A 15,234-nucleotide genomic window follows, 5' to 3' on the forward strand; every position below is an offset into this window, starting at 1 on the left:
GGCCGTCCGGACCCGGTTCGGTTCGCCGTCCCGGTCAGCCGGTGGCGCTTCCCGCCCGTCCGGCGCCGTGCCGCCCGTCCACCGCGGGCGCTTCCTCCCCGGTCACCAGCCGGCGCATGATCCGCACCAGCTCGCTCGGCTCGAACGGCTTCGCCAGGAACGCGTCGACCCCGGCCGCCACGCCCGCGTCGACCTCGTAGGGCGTACAGGCGCTGATGACGGCGATGGGAAGGCCGCGGGTCCGGGAGTCGGCGCGCAGGCGGGTGGCGGTCTCCAGGCCGTCCAGCCGGGGCATCACGACATCGAGGGTGATCGCGTCGGGGCGGACCCGCTCGACCAGGTCCAGGCACTCGACACCATCGGCCGCGGTCACGACCTCGAAGCCCTCCAGCTCGAGATTGACCCTGATCAGCTGCCGGATGACCTTGTTGTCGTCGACAACAAGCACGCGGCCGTACGCCCCTGACACCCTTCGAGAGTAGGTCGGCCGGAGGAGCGGCGTCCGGGTTTTGTCCACTTCCGCCCCGGACGGGTGGCCACGGCTTCCACGGGCGGCCCGACCGGGAGGAAGAGGCGCGGAGGCACGACGGAATACCTGTTCACGGACACCCCGTGGGAGCTGGTAGTGTTTCACCCGTCGCAGAGCAGCACAGCGATACGCCCCCGTAGCTCAGGGGATAGAGCATCGGCCTCCGGAGCCGGGTGCGCAGGTTCGAATCCTGCCGGGGGCACCTTGGTTTAGGTGCCACACAGGCCCTCTGATCAGGCATAACGCCAGATCGGAGGGCCTGTTGCATGAGCAGGCGGATGTCCCGCCGGCGCAGCCCCGGAACTGCCGCTGCGAGCCGTCACAAGGAAGACCGGTTCGTGGACGGGCCGTAACGCGCGCGCAGTTCGTGGACTCCGCCGAAAGCGGCGGCGGTGGCCGGCACCGCGAGCAGCACTCCGATGATTCCGGCGACGGACGCGCCCGCGGTGAGGGCCACCAGGACCAGCGCCGGGTGGATCCGTACGGTCCGGCTCTGGATGACCGGCTGGAGGATGTTGCCTTCGAGCGCCTGCACCACGAGCACCACCGCGAGCACCCACAGTGCGACGACGAACCCCCGGTCGGCGAGCGCGACGAGAACGGCCGCGGTTCCGGAGAGAAGGGCGCCGATGTAGGGGACGTAGGCGCCGATGAAGACGATCGCGCCCAGCCCGAGGGCACCCGGCACGCGCAGGATCAGCAGACCCGCGGTGATGCAGACGGCGTCGATGACCGCGACCATCGTGGTGCCGCGCATGAACCCTTCCACGCCCTCGAACGCCCGCCGTGCCACCGCTTCGACGGTGTCGGCCCTGTGGCGCGGGGAGAGGGAGCGCAGTGCGCCGACGGCCCGGTGGGAGTCCCGCAGGAAGAAGAAGACGAGCAACAGCGTGAGCACCGCCACACCGAGGACCTGGAAGAGGAGGTTGATGCCGGTCACGACACCGGAGGCGGCCGTCCCTCCGTAACTGTCCAGTATGTCCCGGGCGTTGTCGAAGAGGTCGTCCAGCGAGGTGCCGTCCGCCCCGAACTGATCGGCCAGGCCACGCACCGCCCTGCGCAGAGAGGCGACGATCTGGTCCCAGGTGCCGACCAGCGCGACCGTGACCGCGGACACGGAACCGCCGACCAGGGCGAGGACGGCGGTACACGTGAGACCGGCGGCGACGGACCGGTTGACCCTCGCCTTGACCAGCCATCGGTACAGGGGCAGGAGCAGCGCGGTGCCGAGCAGGGCGAGCAGCACGGGGACGACGGCCAAACGCAGCGCGACGCACACCTGGATCCCGACGTAACCGACCCCGGTGACCAGGAGAATGACGGCACACCAGGCGGCGAGCCGGCGAACGGGCTCCGGGAGCAGTGGCACGCGCCCACCGTACGTACCGGCCGCACGGTTCTGGATGAACGACCCTCCCGCGTCGCGGATCGTCGGCTTCAAAGGCCGGAGGAGTGGTCGGGAGCAGCTCTTCTCCGGGTGGGCCGATCGGACCGATGCCCGCGTCGCTCGTCCGGTCGGGCCGGTATCCGTCGTGGTGCTTCGGCCCGCCATCCGGCGCAACCCGTCGGCGGAAGAGGCCGTCCCCGGGCCTACCCGCGGGTGGACCCGTAGGAGCACGACGAAGTTGGGGACCCTCCATGAACAGCTTTCCACGGCTCGGCCGTTCCTTGCGCCGGACGGCATACGCCCTGGTCGGTTACTGTCTCGCCGCCACCGTGCTGGCCGGTTGCGGTACGCAGGAAGGTGAGTACAACGCGCCAGGCGCGAACGCCCGGGTCGGAAACATGCTGATGCGTTACGCCCACATCTCCGAGCCGCCGAACGGTCCGTGGGAGATCGGTGACGACGTACCGCTGTACGTGTGGCTCTACAACGAAGGGCCGGCCGCGGACCGGTTGCTCGGCGCTGAGACGACGATCGCGCGATCGGTCGGCGTCGTCACCGGGGACGGCGACGAGCGGGGACCGGTGGAGGTGCCGCCCGAGAAGCTGGTGGCGCTGGAGGAGGACCGGCCGCATCTGCTGCTGCGGGGGCTGAAGGAGGAGATGCGGGGCGGCGACTACGCATGGGTGACCCTGCGCTTCGAACGTGCGGGTGAGGTCGCTCTCCAGATGCACGCGCAGCTGCCCACCTACGTCGACGAGGACGTCACCGACAACCCGGGGCTCACGCCGCCCTCGCCCGGGGAGTGACCCGGAGAGCAGGGCCCCCGCCCCGGGCCGCCCGGGGCCACGGGGCGGCCCGGAGCACTGTCGGGAACCGGTCGCACGGGAACCCTGGGGACGACACCTGCTGTACCGGTACCGGTCGCGTACCGCGCGCCGAGAGAAGACCGTCATGCCCGGTGGACCTTCCACGCCACCCGAGGCCGACCCTCCGCCCGGGAAGCCGGCGCGCGGCCTGCGGAACGAGCCGATCACCGTCCTCGTGCTCGTCCTCGCGGGCGGGGTGTGGCTGATCGTCGCACCGTTCGTGGTGAGCTACGGCGACACCGACGCGGCCGACGCCGCCCGCGTCAACGACATCGCGGTGGGCTGCGTGCTGATCGTCCTGTCGTTTCCTCTCCCTGGCCATCGCCCGGACGACGTCCCGCGCAGCCAGGCCGCCCGGCGCTCACTCCCCCGCCCCTCGTGGACAGCGGGGCTCCTGAGGTACGGTCCCGGTCACCCGTCCCGGGCCGGGTGCTGTCGGCCGTGACCAGGACGGAGCGTCCGAAAGCAGAGGACCGCACGACCCGGGCGGCAGCCCAGGCCTGACCCCGTACGAGGAAAGGCCCGATCGCGTCCAGACCGGTGTCGGCTGCTCGCGCGGGCACCGGAACGTACGACGGCTGCGCGCCCGCTGAGCGGCACGGCGCGGGTAGCCTGCCCCGCGGTGGCCTGCCGACCGGCGCGGGCAGCCGGGCCTCCCGGGCCGCCACCGCGCCGGGGTCCGTCGGGGCACCTGGCGGAACGCCCTCCTGCGATCACAGGCCGTTCTCGTCCATCAGTTGCATCAGGTTCCGCTTGCTCTTCTGGGCACCGCGGAGGTCGGTGACGTACGAGGTGAAGCCGTCCGGCGTGCCCAGGCCGGTCCCCGCCTTCTTCCGCCGGGTAGCAGCGGTCTCGGTTTCGGGTCAGTACTTGCCGTCGACCGGGATCCAGCCGGACCAGGCTCGGGCTGGTAGCACTTGCCCGGTGTCGCCGTCGTGCGCAGGGCGTGGAGGCGCACGTTCCCGTTCTCGCAGCAGTCCTTGTTGCAGGTTGCCCAGGTATTCACGCCGAGCTTGTTGACGCAGGCCTCCTCGGCGCGGCCGTAGTCGGTGTGGACCCCGACCGCCGGGTACATGCCGTCCTTCTTCGTGTCACCGGCCCGGACGATGTCGCCGTTGTGCTGGAAGCAACCGTCGGAGTCGTAGGCGGCGGTCGCGCCCAGGCCGTGCTCGACGGCTGAGCGGCCTTGGCGAATGCCAGCATGTCCGCAGCTGCGGTCGTTTCCGCCTCGTCCATCGGGAAGGAGACTTCGGTCCCCGGTGCCGGCGCGACGCCCTCGACGATTCGCACGTCCGCAGTCATCCACACTTGCAGGCGGAGCCCCTGAAGGCGGAGCGAAGCGCGGCGGAGGAGGGCGGGCACACGATCGTGTGCCGGCCCTCCTGTCGCGGTCTGCTCACCCGTTCATGAGCAGAATGCTCACGGCAGGGTGGGCGCCTCGGCAGCCCGCTCCCCCTCCGTGAAGTCGGGCGAATGTGAGATCGAGGGCGCAGTCCGCCGGAATCTCAGCAGCGGAGGTCACGCACTTCGCGGGACCGGCCGCGCTCGGCCCGTTCAACTCGGGCGGGCCTGTCTGACGCTTGCCGGGTGGCGTCCGCGGCGTCCGGCGGGGACGAACAGGCCGCTGTGCCCGCCGTGGCGCACCGGACGAGTGCGGCTGAGGCCGAAGCGGTACGAAGTCGCATGAAGGCCCCCTACGCGGGTGCCCGGACACCCGGGTCATCAGTTGGTCCACGCTGCCACAGGGGGCGGTTCGGAGCGCGGAGAACATGTGAAAGACGCGGGACGCGGTGTGCGTGATCTGTACACCGGTACCGGTGTGGCCCATCCGGCTTCCTGCTTTCACTGCAGCGCCGTGCGGCCCTCAGGCAGCGGAAGTGGCTCTGTAGTCAGGGTCGTAGAGGCGCAGCATGGAGACAAAACTGTCGAGCAGGTCGAGCTGTTCAGGCCTGAGCGCCGGGGCGTTGAAGTGCATGACCGTGTTGCGGACATTCTTCACTCTGCCGAGCAGCCCGATGAAATGGTCCCTGTCGACAAGAGGCCAGCCGAGCTTGGCCCAGCGTTCTTCGTCGTCCAGAAGGCGGATGTACTCGCCGAACATCAACTCGTCGACGGACTTCCTCCTCTTGTGCACCTTCTGGACGTCGGAATCGTCGTAGACGCGCCCCAGGCACCGCCGCAGCCTCCGCTCGATCTCGCCCAAGGTGAAGAAGGGACGGGCTACCGTGCCGAACTCGCCGGCGAGGTCGGCGGAAGTGACAATGCCGGTCACCCGCCCATCTGCGGCCCGGACGAGGACGAACTCGTGTGCACGGATGGTCGGCAGAACTGGCAGCAAATGCGCCGAGGCATTGACGGTCTCGTACTCGCTGCTGATCGCGCTGGCTAGACACATCCTGCGTCCGGTCGCGTGAATGTGGGCGATCGATGCCCAGGTGACCACCCCATGGAGAGTCCCCGAAGCATCGATCACGGGCAGCTGTGAGTACCCGAACTCCGCCATCCTGCCCATCGCGACGGACAGAGTCTCGTCGGGCGTGATCGATGTGACCCTGCCGGCACACCGCAGGTCGTGTACCCGCATCGCCGTCTGCGGGAACTTGCCGACGGCTTCTTCGGGGGCGTCCGCCTGGTCCTTCTCAGCACCGCCATCGCCATCGTCCGGACCGACACCGGCGTCGCGCTTGAGGGCGATCGGTACGACTTCGACCTCATCGTCCTGCGGGCCGGCCGCAAAGTCCGGCACCGTGGTCAGCCCGGCGTTGGTCAGATCGAGTCGGATCTGCGGCACGGAGGCGTGGTCACGGATCCGGAAGCCCCATCGGGACAGCAGATCCCGGACCGAAAGGGTCTCGCCTTCCAGGCTCTTGACCATGGCGTCATCCGGCGTGGGCATCGTCCACCCCTTCTCGCACCGCGACCTTGCCCATCTCCCGTTCCACGAGCTCCAGAAGCCTGGTCGTCCGGTTTCGGTAGAAGGCCTCGAAGTCGTCGGCTCGCAGCGTCTTGGCGTCGATGAGGTGCGTACCGACAATGTCGTCGAACCAGTCACCCGGGCTGCCGGTATGCCGTTCGAGGGAGGACAGGTACGCCGACGGCAGGCTGGATCCCATCGCCTGCAGCGCCCTGTAGGACAGCGGAGTCTTGTTGACGATGCTGCTCATCCGTGTGCCGTCCGCTCCGTTCTGCTCGAACCAGGCTTTGGGGAAGACCTGCCGGATGTCCACGTTCTGCCCGATCAGGAACTGCTCGTTGATCGGCTCCTCGTGGAAGAACCAGTCGATCACCCCCTCCTTGAGGAGCAGAGCGTGCACGCCCTTGTACGCAGCACTGTTACGCGAAGTGAGCCGATGCAGGCGCTGCTCCTGGAACGTCGCCTCCGTGATGGTGTCGGGCTCCGGACCGCCCTCCTTGATCCAACCGACCACCTGCTCGACGTCCCGGACGAAACGGGTGTCCGTGACGCCTCCGTAGAGCTCGCCGAGCACGCCGCACCAATACCAGCGCGCGAGCTTGTCCTGAACGTCCCGGTCCTCCACGAGGCTCCCGAGGAGGACACCAATCGCCGTGAGTGGCACGATCTGGGAGCCGTACGGCAGGTCGCGCTCACGGAAGACATGCTGTGCCCCGAGGAACCGGCCGACCCAAGACAGGGCTTCAGCGGCCTTCGGCGCGATCCGGGTGTAGTCGGTGAGCGGCAGGTGCAGCAGGTCGCGGCGCTTACAGCTCACGGCCGGCGCGTTCGTCGCCCCCGGGTGCTCCGCCAGAAACGCCCGCTTGCGCTGATGTGTACGAACCAGTGCGATGGCCTGCAGGAAGTCCAGGCTGCTGAGCCCGGTCTCCTGCCCGCCTTCCTTGTCCGTCGTCCCGAAGACCTGGTGCTCCGAGCACAGCTTGCCCTTGATGGCCCGCCAGTCCTCGATGAGGCTGAAGTCCTCGCCCCCGTTGCTCTCCGCATACGGTGTGTCACCGGCATAGGTCGCCGTGAGCAACTCGAAGACGTTGAGGACGACGCCGCCGGTGTTCACCCGCTCGAATACCGAGCACACCGCTTCCTTGCGGGTTTCTTTGGGCAGCCGGATCAGCGGCACCTTGAATCCCTTGACGGTGTCGATCACCTTGGCCTGGAAGGCCGACCACAGATCCCAGCGGTCTTCGGCACCACTGACATAGACCCGTTGCCACTTCCCGGTCTGCTCCGGCTCGAAGATCAGGTTCAGTGGAAAGAGGCCACTGGCGCACTCCTTCTCCCGTGTGGTGAGGTCACGTGGAGCGGCCCGGCCCAACGCACCCCGCACAACACGGTCCTCGGGGACGGAGAGGATCGCCTCGTCCCGGTCCGCGCTGTCGTCCACGGCTTTTGCGATGTCGATGTAGTACCAGCGCTTGAGCGGTTTGTTCCGGGCGCCCGTCGTCTCCACCGGACGCTCCGACTTGAGCGCCTGGAACAAGGACGTCAGCCGCTGCTGACCGTCGAGCAACAGCTGTTCCGGGACAACCTGCGGGCCCACCTCGGTGCCGTGCAACGGGCGCGCCTTGAACTGGGCTTCACCGCCCGTCTCCAACGTCATCGCGACACCCAGCGGGTAGTCGAGCGTCACGGTCGCCAGCAGAGCGCTGATCCGGTCGTCGTCCCACTTCCACTGCCGCTGGAAGTCGGGAAGCTGGATCCTGCCGACAGCGACATCGTCCAACATCTTGCCCAGGCTGGGCCCGTCGAGCGCCATGCCTCACCCCCGCATCGAAGACGCTCCCCTGCGTCACAGGGGAACATGCTAGTGGCACTGCCCGCCTTCCGGCCGGTAGCTCCAGCCGATGCGAAAGGCCCACAGGTCGGTTCTCGGCCAGCACCTGGTCCGATCCGGCCGCCGAACCCTCTGGCCTGCTCCGGCCCCGACGGAGAAGGGTCTCTCCCGTCCTAGACTGGCCGGGAGCTGTGCGCTGTCGGCCGAACGCGGCCTCCCGTACACCCGGTCCTCCAGGGCCGCACGCACCGCCGACGACACGACCGGGTTCGACAGAGGTGGGGAACGAGCCGTGTACGAGCTGAACGAAGAGAAGGACCCTGTGATACTGGGTCCGTTCGAACTGCTCGCCGTGCCCGGGCAGGGCGGGATGGGCCGCTCGCATCTCGGACGCAGGCTCCCGCTGGAGACCCTCGGCCCCGAACTGGAGATGGGCTACCACCTGGCCGAGTCCAGGGAGTCGGCCGAGCTGCCCTAGCGGCGGTCAAGGTGACCAGACCGTCGAAGCTGCGGACAGGTCCGAGCACTCCGAGGAGGAGGCGAGGGCACGGTTCGCGCAGGAGATCGACACCATGCGTACGGTGGCCAGCGCGCGGGTACCCGCGCTGCTCGGCGCCGACGCCGACCGTGACGAGTACGCGAAGCAGGACCGCTGCCCGACCTGCGGGCAGGCGGAAGGCATCCGCTTTCTCGGTGCCGGTGTGGCCCCGCTCGCTTCGGTGGCCGTCACCCAGTTGTTCACCGGCGGGGAGCTGCCCAAGGAGGACGCCGAAGGCAACGACCGGCGCAAGACGCTGATCTACAACGACTCCGTGCAGGACGCGGCCCACCGGGCCGGGTTCGTCGCGTCGCGGGCCTGGAAGTTCTCGCTGAGGTCGCTTGTCCAGAAGCAGTTGGTAAAGCGTGCGGCGGAGAACCCGGACTTCGCCTCCGAAGGCGTCCCAGCTGGGATGCCGCCGGCGCCTCCCGGACATTCGAACTTGCCTGGCCCGACAGGAAGTTGACAGTGGTCCTGGATGAGGACGTGGCCGATGATTCCTATATGGCCGAGTGCGTGGCGGCCGGGTGGCAGGTCCGGGCCCCGGACGCCTGGGAAGGGGAGGAGCTCGTCGCCCTGCTTGACGAACGGCAGTGATACGCATCCGGAGAGGGGAGGGGACCGGCGATGAGTAGCGGTGTCAGGACGCAGATCGCGGTCACGCCGCAGGCCGACGAGGACAGCCGACGCCTCGATGCGACCACGAAGAACACGGTGGGCGACTTCGTCCGCCGGTTGCGGGCAGATCGGTCCAACCGGGCGCTGCGGCTCACCTTCCTGCGCGAGGCGGGCGGAAACGGGCGCCTTTTCCTCACGGCACTCGACGGCAGTCGCATGGGGCTGCTTCTCGAAACCGAGGAGAACCGCTTCAGTCTGCTGGCCGTCCGGGGCGGACCGGCGGCGCGGGACGAACTCGCCCGGCTGACGGTGGAGATCAACGCGGTCTCGGGCGGCGTGGAGCTCGTCGACCAGAGTGAGGTCAGCGCCATTGTGGTGGCAATGCCCGATCGACCGGTGTCCGGTCCGGAACCGGGCACTCGACCGCAGGAGACCGCGGTCTTCGGGGCGCCCGTTTACCCCCACCGCTTCTCCGGCCGATACGCAGGCCCCTTCGGCCGCCACCCCCACTCCGGTTGCACTGCCGGTGCCTCTCCTCGCCCGCTACGGCGATGCGGGCCGTCGCCGCGCTGCGAGGCCTTCCGTCTGATCAGTCCCGACCGATACCGCCAGGAGGAACAGCGAGCCCGTTCCCTGCTCTTCGTAGCGGCACCCGGGCGCGAGACGAATTGGTGGTCACCTGGCACGGCACGGCGAGCCGATGTCTGCCACGGCAGGCCGACCGCGACGCCGGCCGTGCGGCATCCCTGCCGACGGACGACGGTCCTCCATCGGGATCGAATGCGGCCTGACCCAGGGGATACAGCTGCACGTCCGAGCGGAGCAGACCGCTGCCACGGGCTCGGGCACCAATGAGGACTACGGCTACGCCCTCTCCGCGGCCCACACGCGTCGCAACTGCAGCGTGAGGGTGAAATGTTGGCATCGATCGAGGGGTACTCATGACAACGTTCGACGACGAGTGGGCAGCGCTCAAAGCCGACGCGCAGGACCGGCAGTCCGCGCGGATGAGGCTCAACACGACTGGAGCTCAAACCGACGGTTCAGCGGCGGGGACGCCTGCAGGCCTGGTGGTGCACCAGGACGACCTGGGCGCGGTAGGCAATGAAGCTTTCCGTGTACACGGCGAGCTGCGGAAGCGTGCGGACCTCGCAGGAGCCGACGCAGACAAGGCCGGTGCGGGGACCACTGCCCGGGCCGCGGCGGAGTTGCAACGCCGTAACTTCAGCGCGGGGGGAGAGCTGTATACCGCCCTCGAAGTCTGGACTTCTCAGGTGAAGACCGTCCTACAGATGTGCGCACACATCTCCAACCACTTGGACTACTCGAAGAAGGCCCACGCCAACGACGAGGTAGCGATCGCCGCCACTCTCCGAGGACGAGACGGCTCCGCCGTGCCGGTGTCAGACCTTCTCAAGTATGTGAATTGAGCCGGAGGAGCGAGGAATCATGGGGACGTTCTCATACACGGATCTCGTCGAAGTCGACCTGGGCAAGCTGGTCTCGGCAGCCGATGACTGGACAGCAACAGCAGTCGGCCTGAAGAAGCTGAGGACCGAGTCTACGGCGGTCTCCTGCCTCTGTCCGACGGGGCCGACTGGGCCGGGCTCAACGCCACCGTCACCAAGGACTTCGTCCGCAAGACAGCCAAGGAGGTCGCGGATCTCCAGATGGAGGCCCAGAGCATTGCGGCTGTCCTCCAGGATGCCCACGCCGAACTGGCGCACGTGCAGAAACGGGCCAGGGAGCTCTCCGCCGAAGCCCGCAAGGGCAATCCGACCCGGCAAGCAGGCCCGGATCCCGGGCTGGTGGTCACGGACGGACCGAACGGCACCGTGAAGGTCATGGAGGCCATCTGTGGCGTGGAAGGCACCTCCCAGCGAACCAAGGACCTGATGCAGTGGTACGCCGACACCCTTACGGGTCTGGTGGCGCACGCGGCGGAGATCGACGCGGCCGTTACGAGGGCCCTGAAGAGGAGTCACGGCGGCGACCCTCACAACGCGGGCCATGCGACGTACACCTCGCTCGACGAGGAGCAGCTGCCCCGCGCCACCAAGCTCGCCTCGCTCGCGGGCGACGCGAACACCGCGCAGCGCGCAGAGCTTCGGCGGCTCTGGTCGTCCCCAAGCCCCCAGGCTCGTGCGGAGCTGTGGGCCGGGCACAAGGGCGACCTTCTCGCTGCCGGGCTACTCTCTCCGTCCGTCAAGCAAGCAGCCCCCGACCGGGGCTCCGGCCCCCACGGTGCCGAAGAGCCGGGGGCCGAGGAGCGCAGGACCCGGGAGAAGATGAACCTGATCGCCGAGGCTGCCGACTGGAAAGGCGACAACGACGCCGCGCGACATATGGCTCACTACCTCGGCAACAGCGGGACGGACATGGAGTTGCCCGTCGACAAGATGATGTCGGACGTGCCCGGCTTCCATGCTCACATCGAGGATGGCATCAAGGAACATCAGGCTGCTTGGCGCGATGAGGCTCTCGCGGAGTTCAGACGCAACGGCGGGCAGCCCGTCGCCATGCCAGTGGAGACCGGTAACCGGGACTTCAGTTTCACTCCGGACGTCGACAAGAACTGGTTCTACGCAGTCGGGTCCACCCGGTCGAATGTGACCGGGGTGGTCACCGTCGTGCCGGACGAGAACGGGCAGCCCAAAGTCGGTCTCGACTATCAGACCAACGCCTGGGACCGCTACAACTGGGATGAGAGCAAGGGGGTGACCATCGACCTCCCCTGGGGTAGCGGCATGAGTATTCCGGACGGTCAGATGGCACGCCTCCATACCACGGGCGTCGCCCAGGAGTTCGACATGGCGGGCAGCAGCACCGTCAAGCACTACGATCTGGGCGGACCCGCCCCGAACCACGGCCCTGTGCCGCAGCCGGACGAGCCCGGGCGCGAGGGCGACCGGACGGATCCGGGTCGTGAGCAGCAGGAAGCACGATAGAGGATCAACGATGGACACCTCCCGTGAGACCGCTGCCGACGTGCAGCCCACGCCTTGCCGCCGTATGCCGGTCGCGGCTGTCGTCGTCCTGGTGCTCCTCGCCTGCGTCGCCACCACGATCGGCGTGGTGTCCTGCGTCGCCGATGACGTGTCGTCGGACCTGTCGGACCAGGAGAGGACCTGCTGCTGGGAGGACGGAGTCACGCCCGCCTGGATGAGCGGTCAGCTCGGTATCCGCATTCCGGAGGAGGCATCGGACCGCCGGGCGGGCTACAAAACCGGGCAGCGCTACGACACCGGTCTGCTCTCCTTCATCCTCCCGAGCGAAGAAGCGGAGCGGTACACCGGCCGGCTCATCCAGCGCGGCACCGAGATGATCGGGAACTCTCATCCAGAGGAGAAGGCCTACCGCCCTGCGGCTGCCTTCGGCCATCTCGGCCTGCCCGAGCCGGAGACTCTCGTCCAGGGTCTACGGAAGATCAGTCTCTGCCCGGACGGCCTCACGACCCCGGAAGGCATGTACCTTCAGCGCTGCGTCGACCTATTCGCCCACGAGCTCGAACCCGGCACCACGCGAATGTACGTCCGGTCGACCATCGAACCGTCCGTAACTCCTCCCCCTGTGAGCAAGGTTCCATAGATTTCCACTCGTGTCGGTGCTCGCCACCGCCGCCGACGGGGCCCGGATCGCCCGGCGTTCGGCGCTGGGCGAAGCGCGGCCGCCCGTGTCGGCGGTCGTTGTGGGGGTGTTGCTGCCGGCCGCGCCAGCGGGCGGGGCGGTGGTGTACGGCTCCGGAGCAGATGCTGCTGGACCGGCCGGCGGTCGGGGCGAGCGGGTCACGGCGGCCTCGCGGCAGCCGTTCGGCTCGGCGAAGGGCGAGTACGAAGGGGCACTCGACGAGGACCATCCCGGCTCCCGGGCCGCGAAGTTGGCCCCCGGCCGCCTGGAGACGTATGACGACGCCGTCTCCGCCCCACATGCCGAGCAGCGGCACTGCGACGCCGTCGAGCCGTTGACCTATCTGTGGACGCTGCCGGACCCGGTGGACGCGAAGCTGCTGGGCAGGGCTTTCCGCATCGCCCGACGAACCGCTCGCCGCGTCCTTGTACGGGTGCGGTGTGTCGCGCCTGGGCGGGACGGGCGGCGGTGGCTCGGAGCTGGGCGAGCTGTTGCGTACGTTCCCCGACTCCACCTCCGCGCAGCAGGTGCGGCCCGCGATCGGTGAGCAGATCAAGTACCGGGTCACGGCGTTGAAGGGGGCCGATCCGTGTGCGGCCACCGAGGTGCTGCGCAGCCTCGGCACCACCGCGTCCGAGGTTCCCGCCGAGGGCGTGAAGGCGCTGCCCGCCGATGCGGACAAGGGCATCGGGGACGGGGTGTACGCCTGCGGGGTCGGCCAGTTCAAGGACGAGGAGTTCGGCGACGCACGCACGACGTCGACCGACCCTCGGGGCGACGGTCCGGCCGGGCTACCCGTACACCAGTTGCCCGTACGGCATCGAGCGGAATCCGTTCGGGCCGGGCGGGCCTCGGCTCCCGGACCTGGTCGAGCCGGTGCTCAGCCCTGGGGGCGCGGGTTCTTCTCGATGACCCGTCCGTCCAGGTGCGCGGTGAGGTGGGCGCCCCCGTGTGCGTCGGAGACGTAGACGCGCAGCACCGGGCGGTCGTCGTGGAAGGGCGAGGAGGGGTCCACGATCACATAACGGATCTCCGGTTCCGGGATGTTGAGCGTCTTCTCCGCCGTTCTCAACAGGGCGGGCAGCGCGTCCCAGTCGACGGAGTTCAGGTCGACCGTCGTGTCCGCCGACATCAGCGTGCCGCCCATCTCGGCGTTCTCCGCCCGGCCGTCGCGGTAGCTGAAGCGGTCGTACAGGGCGGCGTTGGACTTCAGCGGCGCCTCGGCCGAGACGTGCTCGTCGAAGATGCTGAAGTCGGTGACCTTCGTACCGCCCATGAGCGGCTTCAGCGCCTTGATCGCCGCCCGTGCCCCGTCCGGGGTCAGCAGGTTCACGGTCTCCGGTACGTCCTTCTCGCCGGAGCCGCCGGAACCGCCGGAGTCGTCGAAGTCCTCGGAGCCGCCGGACTCGTCGGAGTCCTCGGGCTCGTCGGACGCGTCGGACGCGTCGGACGCGTCGGCGACCGGGTCCGGCGTCGGAACGGAGGCCGGGGGTGCGCTCGCACTGTCGCGGGGGCGGCCGTCGCCTTCGGAGCCGCCGGAGGAGGAGAACGGGTCGGCCATCCAGAGGATGACGCCCGCGATCACCACGGCCGAGACGGCGGACGAGGCGGCGCTGACCATCCGGACGCGGCGCAGCGTGCGCTTCTGGTCCTCTTCCGGGGTGGGGGAAGCGCCGCCGGTGACGACCTGCGGGGAGTCGTAGCCCGTGGGGACGCGGTCCTCCGGCTCGCCGGGCGAGGCTGGTTTCGGTGGCATCCGGTCGTGCGTGGGTGCCGGCGTGGGCCTCGGTCCGGGCGGCGACACAGCGGCCGTCTGCGTGGGCGTGGCGTGTACGGGGCCGGGGAGCGGGGATCCGGGGTGCGCGGATCCGGGCCGTTCCCGTACGGGCTCCGTGGGCGTCGGGGCCGTGCTCCCGCCGGTGCCCGTCGCGGCCTCGGCCAGCAGGCGGTCGAGGGCTTCGGCGTCCGGGCGGGCCGGGATGCCCCTGGTGAGGAGCGCGCTCAGCACCGGGGTGAGGGTCCCGGCCCGGACCGGCGGCGGGATCTCCTCGTCGAGCACGGCGGCCAGCGTGGCCAGGGTGGTGGCCCGGCGCAGCGGGTGGTGGCCCTCGACGGCGACGTACAGCATCATGCCGAGCGACCAGAGGTCGGAGGACGGATCGCCCTCGGTGCCCCGGATGCGCTCGGGGGCTATGTAGTCGGGCGAGCCGATGAGGGCGCCGGTGGCGGTGAGGCTCGTCGACTCCCGGATCGCGGCGATGCCGAAGTCGGTGAGGACGGGACGGCCGTCGGTGCGCAGGAGCACGTTGGCGGGTTTGACGTCGCGGTGCTGGATGCCGGAGGCGTGGGCGGCACGGAGGGCGGAGAGGATGCCGCGCCCCAGCACCGCGGCCTCGGCCGGCTCCATGGGACCGGCGGCGAGCCGTTCGTGCAGGGAGGAGCCGGCCACCAGCTCCATCACGATCCACGGGTAGCCCTCCTCACCGGGGTCGACGATGTGGTGGACGGTGACCACGTTGGGATGGTCGACCCGGGCCAGGGCGCGGGCCTCGCGCAGCACCCGGGCGCGCAACGTGCGGGCCCCTTCGGGGTCGTACTCCGCGAGCGCCGGGTCCGGGGGCCGCACTTCCTTGAGCGCGACATCACGGTGGAGCGCCTCGTCGCGGGCCCGCCAGACCATGCCCATGCCACCGCTGCCGAGCCGCTCCACCAGCGTGAAGCGGCCGTCGATCACCCGTACGGAGGGGGCCTCTTCGCTCATGGGCCGTAGCGTACGGGGGGAGTACGACAGCGGGTAGTTGGGGCCGTGCCGCCGGTCGGATGGGGGTACGGCCTGGGTACGCAGGGACCTCCGCCCGGTCGTGTGGCGGAGCAGAGCCCACGGCAGGCCCCCGCCGGGTGGGGTGCTCCGGAGCCACGAAGCC

At 69.3% G+C, this 15,234-nt stretch carries 14 protein-coding genes and 1 tRNA gene; 10 read left to right on the top strand and 5 right to left on the bottom strand.

The window, feature by feature from the left end:
* Positions 1-34 precede the first annotated feature (34 nt).
* Positions 35-448, bottom strand: coding sequence for a response regulator (locus ACGF2Y_RS12130; protein ID WP_392945541.1), 414 nt, complete (start codon positions 446-448; stop codon positions 35-37).
* A gap of 211 nt (positions 449-659) precedes the next feature.
* On the opposite strand from ACGF2Y_RS12130, the gene ACGF2Y_RS12135 reads away from it, so the two are divergent.
* Positions 660-731 (top strand) — tRNA-Arg (locus ACGF2Y_RS12135).
* A 117-nt stretch (positions 732-848) separates the two neighbouring features.
* On the opposite strand, the gene ACGF2Y_RS12140 is transcribed toward ACGF2Y_RS12135, so the two are convergent.
* Positions 849-1,898, bottom strand: a complete 1,050-nt coding sequence (locus tag ACGF2Y_RS12140; RefSeq protein ID WP_392945543.1) for an AI-2E family transporter — start codon at positions 1,896-1,898, stop codon at positions 849-851.
* A gap of 269 nt (positions 1,899-2,167) precedes the next feature.
* Here ACGF2Y_RS12140 and ACGF2Y_RS12145 point away from each other — a divergent pair, with 269 nt between their 5' ends.
* Both ACGF2Y_RS12145 and ACGF2Y_RS12150 read left to right on the top strand, forming a co-directional pair.
* Positions 2,168-2,722 carry a copper chaperone PCu(A)C gene (locus tag ACGF2Y_RS12145; RefSeq protein WP_392945545.1) on the top strand — a complete coding sequence of 185 codons (555 nt, stop codon included), beginning with the start codon at positions 2,168-2,170 and terminating at the stop codon, positions 2,720-2,722.
* Between the two features lie 145 nt (positions 2,723-2,867).
* Positions 2,868-3,227, top strand: a complete 360-nt coding sequence (locus ACGF2Y_RS12150) for an SPW repeat protein (protein ID WP_392945547.1) — start codon at positions 2,868-2,870, stop codon at positions 3,225-3,227.
* A gap of 1,419 nt (positions 3,228-4,646) precedes the next feature.
* Here the strand turns inward: ACGF2Y_RS12150 and ACGF2Y_RS12155 are convergent.
* Positions 4,647-5,678, bottom strand: coding sequence for a CBS domain-containing protein (locus tag ACGF2Y_RS12155; RefSeq protein WP_392945549.1), 1,032 nt, complete (start codon positions 5,676-5,678; stop codon positions 4,647-4,649).
* Positions 5,662-7,479, bottom strand: coding sequence for a DUF262 domain-containing protein (locus tag ACGF2Y_RS12160; protein WP_392945551.1), 1,818 nt, complete (start codon positions 7,477-7,479; stop codon positions 5,662-5,664). Before ACGF2Y_RS12160 ends, ACGF2Y_RS12155 begins: the two co-directional genes overlap by 17 nt.
* A gap of 340 nt (positions 7,480-7,819) precedes the next feature.
* Between ACGF2Y_RS12160 and ACGF2Y_RS12165 the strand changes: the two genes are divergently transcribed.
* The 7 genes from ACGF2Y_RS12165 to ACGF2Y_RS12195 all read left to right on the top strand — a co-directional run bounded on the left by ACGF2Y_RS12165 (position 7,820) and on the right by ACGF2Y_RS12195 (position 13,278).
* Positions 7,820-8,005 (top strand): hypothetical protein, encoded by a 186-nt coding sequence (locus tag ACGF2Y_RS12165; RefSeq protein ID WP_392945553.1) that lies wholly within the window; start codon positions 7,820-7,822, stop codon positions 8,003-8,005.
* 94 nt (positions 8,006-8,099) lie between these two features.
* A complete protein-coding gene (locus ACGF2Y_RS12170; RefSeq protein ID WP_392945555.1) occupies positions 8,100-8,531 on the top strand; it encodes a hypothetical protein in 432 nt (143 codons plus the stop codon).
* Positions 8,532-8,692: 161 nt separating this feature from the next.
* The gene (locus tag ACGF2Y_RS12175; RefSeq protein WP_392945557.1) at positions 8,693-9,538 is read left to right on the top strand and encodes a hypothetical protein; all 846 of its coding nucleotides are present in this window, start codon (positions 8,693-8,695) and stop codon (positions 9,536-9,538) included.
* An 86-nt stretch (positions 9,539-9,624) separates the two neighbouring features.
* Positions 9,625-10,113, top strand: coding sequence for a hypothetical protein (locus ACGF2Y_RS12180; RefSeq protein ID WP_392945559.1), 489 nt, complete (start codon positions 9,625-9,627; stop codon positions 10,111-10,113).
* Between the two features lie 240 nt (positions 10,114-10,353).
* Positions 10,354-11,631: a hypothetical protein gene (locus ACGF2Y_RS12185; RefSeq protein ID WP_392945561.1), complete on the top strand. Its 1,278-nt coding sequence runs from the start codon at positions 10,354-10,356 to the stop codon at positions 11,629-11,631.
* Between the two features lie 10 nt (positions 11,632-11,641).
* On the top strand, positions 11,642-12,271 hold the full coding sequence (locus ACGF2Y_RS12190) for a hypothetical protein (protein ID WP_392945563.1): 630 nt from the start codon (positions 11,642-11,644) through the stop codon (positions 12,269-12,271).
* Positions 12,272-12,750: 479 nt separating this feature from the next.
* Positions 12,751-13,278, top strand: a complete 528-nt coding sequence (locus ACGF2Y_RS12195) for a hypothetical protein (protein ID WP_392945565.1) — start codon at positions 12,751-12,753, stop codon at positions 13,276-13,278.
* Here the strand turns inward: ACGF2Y_RS12195 and ACGF2Y_RS12200 are convergent.
* Positions 13,191-15,071 (bottom strand): serine/threonine-protein kinase, encoded by a 1,881-nt coding sequence (locus ACGF2Y_RS12200; RefSeq protein ID WP_392945567.1) that lies wholly within the window; start codon positions 15,069-15,071, stop codon positions 13,191-13,193. The two genes, ACGF2Y_RS12195 and ACGF2Y_RS12200, sit on opposite strands and share 88 nt — an antisense overlap.
* Positions 15,072-15,234: the final 163 nt, after the last annotated feature.

The sequence above is a fragment of the Streptomyces sp. NPDC048142 genome (assembly GCF_043202835.1).
GTDB lineage: Bacteria > Actinomycetota > Actinomycetes > Streptomycetales > Streptomycetaceae > Streptomyces.